The organism is Vibrio sp. 2130-1, assembly GCF_033339515.1.
Genome location: NZ_JAWOUT010000417.1, coordinates 1 through 629, shown reverse-complemented (window position 1 = coordinate 629; position 629 = coordinate 1). Strand labels below are relative to the sequence as shown.

At 55.2% G+C, this 629-nt stretch carries 2 protein-coding genes; both read right to left on the bottom strand.

Annotated elements, in window-relative coordinates; genetic code table 11:
- Window positions 1-218, bottom strand: a 218-nt coding sequence (locus R7Q09_RS26580; RefSeq protein ID WP_318143997.1) for a signal peptidase II, incomplete at its 3' end; no start/stop codon positions are given.
- 9 nt (window positions 219-227) lie between these two features.
- Window positions 228-629 (bottom strand): cation transporter (locus tag R7Q09_RS26575; RefSeq protein WP_318143996.1); only part of this gene is annotated, 402 nt, incomplete at its 5' end.

Below are 629 nucleotides of genomic sequence, written 5' to 3'. Positions count from 1 at the left end.
CCGATCAAAAAGTAGCGCTGCCAGCCTCCACCATTGGCAAAAAGACTGAATGCGGCACCGGTGTTCCATACGTGCACCCAGCTAAAGAATGGCGTCACCGAAACCGACTCGCCATATGCCATTGATTGCTGGACCAGCCATTTTACAATCTGGTCAGACGCGGCTATCAGGCCGGAGATGGACAACAGGGCATACGGCGAGAGGTATTTGCCAATCATGGATGTTGCCTAACCCTTGAGGGCCAGAATGCGTCTGGCTCCGTTAAGCACGACAACCCCCGCGATGGTACCGATAATCAGATCCGGATAATTGGAACCGGTCCACGCGACCAGGGCGCCGGCGGTGATGACCCCCAGGTTGATCACCACGTCGTTGGCCGAGAATATCCAGCTTGCCTTCATGTGCGCCCCGCCCTCTCGATGTTTGGATATCAGCAGCAAACAAGTGGTATTGGCAATCAGTGCGACGAATGCGATAAGCATCATCACCATCGATTCCGGCTCGCTACCGAAGACAAAGCGCCTCACGACCTCTACGAGTACGCCAACAGCCAAAACCAGTTGGACCACACCAGCAACGTGCGCAACACTGACCTGCCTTTTCACGCTATGCCCAACCGCATAAAGAGC